This window comes from Hydrocoleum sp. CS-953 (assembly GCF_002260545.1).
In the GTDB taxonomy this organism is placed as follows: domain Bacteria; phylum Cyanobacteriota; class Cyanobacteriia; order Cyanobacteriales; family Microcoleaceae; genus Trichodesmium.
This window is the reverse complement of the sequence record NZ_LGSU01001000.1, coordinates 1-5,914: the sequence shown is the minus strand read 5'-3', so window position 1 is coordinate 5,914 and position 5,914 is coordinate 1. Positions and strand designations below refer to the sequence as shown.

4 protein-coding genes are annotated in these 5,914 nt (G+C 35.4%); all 4 read right to left on the bottom strand.

What is annotated here, in order from left to right; all coding sequences use genetic code 11:
- Positions 1 to 286: 286 nt before the first annotated feature.
- Entirely contained in the window at positions 287 to 1,222 is a 936-nt protein-coding gene (locus AFK68_RS14300) for a Rho termination factor N-terminal domain-containing protein (RefSeq protein WP_094673384.1), read from the bottom strand.
- Positions 1,215 to 2,591, bottom strand: coding sequence for a ParA family protein (locus AFK68_RS14295; RefSeq protein WP_094673383.1), 1,377 nt, complete (start codon positions 2,589 to 2,591; stop codon positions 1,215 to 1,217). Before AFK68_RS14295 ends, AFK68_RS14300 begins: the two co-directional genes overlap by 8 nt.
- A gap of 161 nt (positions 2,592 to 2,752) precedes the next feature.
- The gene (locus AFK68_RS14290) at positions 2,753 to 4,156 is read right to left on the bottom strand and encodes an RNA-guided endonuclease TnpB family protein (RefSeq protein WP_094673382.1); all 1,404 of its coding nucleotides are present in this window, start codon (positions 4,154 to 4,156) and stop codon (positions 2,753 to 2,755) included.
- Positions 4,157 to 4,377: 221 nt separating this feature from the next.
- Entirely contained in the window at positions 4,378 to 5,799 is a 1,422-nt protein-coding gene (gene gnd / locus AFK68_RS14285) for a decarboxylating NADP(+)-dependent phosphogluconate dehydrogenase (protein ID WP_094673381.1), read from the bottom strand.
- Between the last annotated feature and the right edge of the window lie 115 nt (positions 5,800 to 5,914).

Genomic DNA, 5,914 nt, shown 5'->3' with positions numbered 1-5,914 from the left:
TTGTTAGTTTGAGTAAATTTAGCATTAATTATTCTTGTTTGTAGGGACGTTGCATGCAACGTCCCTACCTCCCCCACTCCCCTACTTCAATCAAATGTAGAAAAGTTTTTGAGAAATGGTATAACAAGCCACTAGCAATGATTTTTCTCTAGTTTGGCGCTTCCTTATCAATCTTTTGTACTAATAGACATCTCCAATAATAAAAAATAAAATCAATTATCTTACTCTTATTCATCAATTTTTTCTCCCTGCTCCCTACTCCCTACTCCATCTTTTCTGGAGATGTCTAATTAATAGCGCTCAACAACTCGACTAATTCTTCTTTCTTCTTTTTCGTATATCCAGGTATTTCCTGTTTTTTTGCCATTTTTTTCAACTCTGTTACTGTCATACTATTCAAAATATTCCGGTCTGTTATTATTTCTGGCATTGGTTCAGGAGTCAGAAAAAATACTTGTTTTAAAGCGTTAACTTTCACCTTCGTAATTCCACATCCTAATTTTGTGATTGGTTCCAGGTTTTTCCAATATAGACGTGGTGCTTCATCAATACGGTTTGTTGCTTTTTCTATGTCAATTTGTTTTAGTTTGCTGTCTGGTTTTTCGATTAAGTATTGAAGTGCTGCTTTAATTTCGTCTTTTGTCGCAGTGGAAAGATTTACTTTTTCTGGTTCGGGTATTGGTTGAGGAGTCAAAAAAAATACTTCTTTTAAAGCATTAACTTTAGCGGTCGTAATTCCACACCCTAATTTTGTTATGGGTTGAAAATCTTTCCAATATTGACGCGGAGCTTCATCAATCCGATTTGTAACTACTGGCAGTTTCACTCCTTTAAGTTTACTTTCTGGTTTTTCGATTAAGTATTGAAGTGCTGCTTTAATTTCATCTCTTGTGGCAGTAGAAAGATTTATTTGTGGTATTTTTTCCCCAGATAAAATTTTGCTAATTTTTTCAGTTTCTTCACTTTCATCAGCAATAATACACCAAACTTTTTCTAAACCAGCAGCTTGGGCTACAGCAAAAATAAAAGAATTGCCAATTACTTGATATTGATCTTCTCCTACTTCTTTAACAATGACAGGTACCCAGTTTCTTCCACCAGTTTCATTGAGAGTTTTTGCCGTTGCTGAAATTAGAAATTCTGGAGTATTTGTTCCATTTCCCGGTTCAATTTCATCAATGTATAAGTACATCAAGTTTCCCTGATCATTCAAACTACTCATAAAAGAAATACTCCTCTACTAATTTGCTATAGTAATTCTTAGCTACCTTATCTTTATAAACCGCAGGCATACGAGAAAAAGCAGAGTTTGCAATGGAAACAGAACTAGATAATTCAAATATTTCTTTATTTTCATCACCTGGTATATATTTGGGATAAAAATAGGGTACAAGGTCAAACTTGTTATTTGAGTCTTCTTGAGCATCTTGAATCAGCTTATCAATAGCAGATGTCGCAACGCTCTTTTGAGCAGGGGTTATTTTCCTCTCTCCATTGAAGAAAATCGGTAAAGCTACTGGTCCAAAGTCTTGGTATTTTCTTCTTGCTTTTTGAACTTCTGGTATATATTCCTTGATAGTTATAGCTGCATTTGCTAATGAATATATATTGTTATATTTTGTCGGTATTAAAACTACATCTGCAGCATAAATTGCACTCTGACTAAAAATTCGCCAGTTGGGAGAAGAATCAATCAAGATATAATCATAGCTATTTTTTAGCTTCTCCAATACTTGGCGCAATCGCATAATCTTAATATTTTGACGCAAAGTTACTTCATTAAACCAAACAGGATCTTCCTTCATCGAAATAACATCAAAACCAAATTTTTTTGCGCTTTTTTTGGATTTAATTCTGTAGGGATGAATGACATCTATAACATTAACATTTTTATCTACTAAGCAATCATAAAAAGTAGGTTCACCTGGTTTAATTGCTAGATAATTTGTTAGGTCTCTTTGGTTCGGATCAAAATCGACAATCAAAACTTTTTTACCAGAAAGTGATAGAGCTGCTGCGGTATTAACTGTAGTTGTAGTTTTTCCTACCCCGCCTTTATTGTTATAAACTGCTACTGTTAATGCTTTCTTTGGTTTACTAATTTTGTCTTTAATTAAAGTAGCGATTTTGATGATATTTTCTGGATTAATTGCTAGACAAACTGTCGCCGGATGAATAACTTTTCCATGCTTCCTGAATAATTGGATATGATTAGCATTGGTAATTATTCCCCACTTCACTGCTTTACAGTTATCTGCTTCTAAATATCCTTTAATTTGTGCAAATGTCTTTTTATAATCTGTCGAATCATGAGCTAAATTACGCTTCCGAGTTTTCAATTCTACAAGAATATCTGGATTAGTTTTGGTTTGAGAGAATATGTCATTTTCCGTATTATGACGGAGAGCATGATCGACCGATTCATTACCCTTTCCTGTAGAAAAAGAAGGAACTCTTTCATTTACTTCAAAACCTAAAAAATTGAATAATTCAGACGCAAAAATCTGATTTACTAGAGCTTCAGATGCGTCCTCTGGCAGATTTTTAGCCAAAGCATCTACTAGGGCTTGATTTTTCGCAGCATTATCCATCTGTCGTTTATTTTTGCTAACTCTAATTATCAGTTTATCACAACAGATATGCGAAAAAATATAAATTTTATCTACCTACTTACATCTATATATATTTGTATGCTCGACAAGCGGTAATCGGATTAAAATTTGTATCTACAAATTGCACCCGAGTGACTTACCTACACAGACGCATCCGCTTTCTGTGTAAGCTTCTGATGCCTTTTAAAGACGCTCAGAACTTCCTTAGAAACAGAAGCGGTTTTAGATTTAGCTATAACCACTTTGTTTTGACGGCGGTTTATAGTCGGGAACAAGTCCAGCCCGACTCGTTTCAGATTGATAGCAGCATTTATATCTCTATCAATTTTCAACTGTAATTCCTCATCAAAATATTCTCTGATACTGCAATCTATAAACACTATTTCATCTCGATAAGAAAGTAATTGAGATGTATAATTTGGTTTGCATTCTATCACTCTAGCGTTAGCTTTTTCGGCTACCTGACCTAGTATTTGAAAGAATTGATTAAATGCAGCATCTAACCAAGATTTATTTAACCCAGACTTGGACGATTGACCATTAGGTGAATAATTTCCATTTTCATCTTGTTTGGTTTTATTTCTGCGAGTTAATCCTACTAGATTTAACTTTTCTATGAAAAATACTTTTTTACCTGTACGAGTTAATTTGTAAGCTGTTTTATACTGAAAATCTTTACGATTTCTAACTATTTTTTGATGGATTTTTCCTTCGCGTTTTGCTAGCTTTCGTCTCGATTTACTGCCGTGTTTACGTTTGTTTTTGCGTTGAGATACTTTGGTTAGTTGATCTTGATTTGTTCTTAAAGGTTTGAGAGAAGGTAATTTATTTCCTTCTGATGTGGCTAAATAAATATCTTTGTCTAGGACAGCATCTAAACCTACTGAGTTTTCCCAAGTAGGCTGAATATTATCAGTTTTTAACTCAGGAATTGACTTATCCTCTAAGCTGAAATTTATCCACCAACCATCAGCTTTATTGATTAGTGAAACTTGTTTTATTTTACTTCCATCAGGTATTGGTCTGTGGGTTCTTACTCTGAACAAACCTATTTTAGGAATTGAAATATACAACCATTTACTATTAATTGATGAAAATTTTAACCAAGAATCATCAGCATTAGGAAAGTTCAATGAACGATATCTAGATTGACTTTTAAATCTTGGTTTACCACTACGATTACCTTTACTATCCCCTGCTACAAATCTAGAAAATGTTGCTTCTACTCTTTTACAGACATCTTGCAAAACTGTTGAATAAACTTGGGAAAAATCCAGATGCTCACCTGAGTGTTTGACTTCTACTATACCCTTTTTCAGTTCTGGTAATTGCTTTTTCTGATTATAATAATTTGGTTTGTCTTTTAATTCAGGTAAATGAGAAATTAGAGGACAAGCATTTATAGGACATCTGTTTTGCTCCCACCAGTTAAAACGTTCTCCTAACATCCTGTTATACCAATACCGACAAATTCTAAGCCAGTTGTTTAGTGTCAACTTCTGGCTAGTCTCTGGATATATACGATATTGGTAAGTATATTTCATAGGTGATAAAGTTTATAGGCGACAAAATTTGAATATACACTGATTAGAATTATTCAAAAAATGTCTTTGAGCAAGCTTAGACAAGAAAAATTTTTCCCTGTTCTCTACTATGTGCAAAAAGTCTATATCTTTTTCGGAGATGTCTAACATTATAGATATAGCAAACGGCGATCGCTCCTATTTCCCTACAGAGCGATCGCCAAATTTTTAAACAGAAAAAATTACTTAGTAGGCCACTCAGTATGGAAGAATTCACCACGAGGCTTATCAATACGCTCATAAGTGTGAGCGCCGAAATAATCCCGTTGAGCCTGAGTTAAGTTTTGAGGTAAAGTTCCCCGACGATAACTATCAAAATAATCTAGAGAAGCACTAAAAGCAGGAACAGGTAATCCCAAGTTACCAGCTAGAGTAACAACTTCCCGCCAAGCATCCTGGCGATCGAGAATAGTCTGCTTAAATTCTGGAGCCAACAATAAATTAGGTAGACCAGGATTTTCATCAAAAGCCTTCTTAATCTTATTCAAAAATCCAGCTCTAATAATACAACCACCTTTCCAAATTCGTGCCGACTCACCCAAATTCAGATTGTAATTAAACTCCTTAGATGCAGCAGCCAACAATGCCATACCCTGAGCATAAGAACAAATTTTAGAACAGTACAAAGCATCCCGTACCTTATTAATCATAGCTTGGGCATCACCTTCGTACTTACCAGTCGGACCTGTCAATTCCTTAGCAGCAGCCACACGCTCATCCTTAATACCAGACATAATCCGAGCATTAACCGCAGCAGTAATAGTAGGAACAGCAACACCCAACTCTAAAGCATTAATTACCGTCCATCTACCTGTACCTTTTTGTCCGGCAGAATCAACAATCATGTCAACTAAATGATTGCTAGTCTCAGTGTCTTTCTTAGTAAAGATATCTGCAGTAATTTCAATTAAGAAAGATTCCAACTCTGGAGTCTTATTCCACTCAGCAAAAATTTCATGGAGTTGTTCGTTGCTAATTCCTACAGCATTTTTCAACAAGTCGTAGGCTTCAGCAATTAACTGCATATCACCATACTCAATCCCATTATGTACCATTTTCACATAGTGACCAGCACCTCCAGGACCGATGTAGGTGACACAAGGACCATCATCAACTTGAGCAGCGATTTTAGTTAAAATTGGTTCTAATTCTTTGTAAGAACCCTCTGTACCACCAGGCATTAAACTAGGTCCCCATAAAGCACCTTCTTCACCGCCACTAACTCCCATCCCCATGAAACCAAGTCCAGTAGATTCTAATTCTCTAGTGCGGCGTTCTGTATCTTCGTAGAGGGAGTTACCACCGTCGATAATCATATCATCTTTATCTAGGAGGGGTTTAAGTTGTTCGATGACTTTATCTACTGGTCCTCCTGCTTTTACCATGACCAGGATTCTACGAGGTCTTTCTAGGGATTGGACAAAATCTTCTAAAGTATAAGCAGCGTGTACGTTTTTCCCTTGTGCCCGCTCTGCCATAAATTTATCAGTTTTGTCGCCACTGCGATTATATACAGAGATGGGGAAACCGTTACGTTCTACATTGAGGGCTAGGTTTTCTCCCATTACAGCTAGACCTATAACACCAAATTTTTGCTGTCCCATAATAATTTTTACTTCCCTGACTTTTTCTCTAATTTAAGTTACCGTTTTTAGATTACAGTTGTTTTTTTTTGACTGTTTCCAGTAAAGGTTTTTTTTAAGATTTCAAGTATAGGCT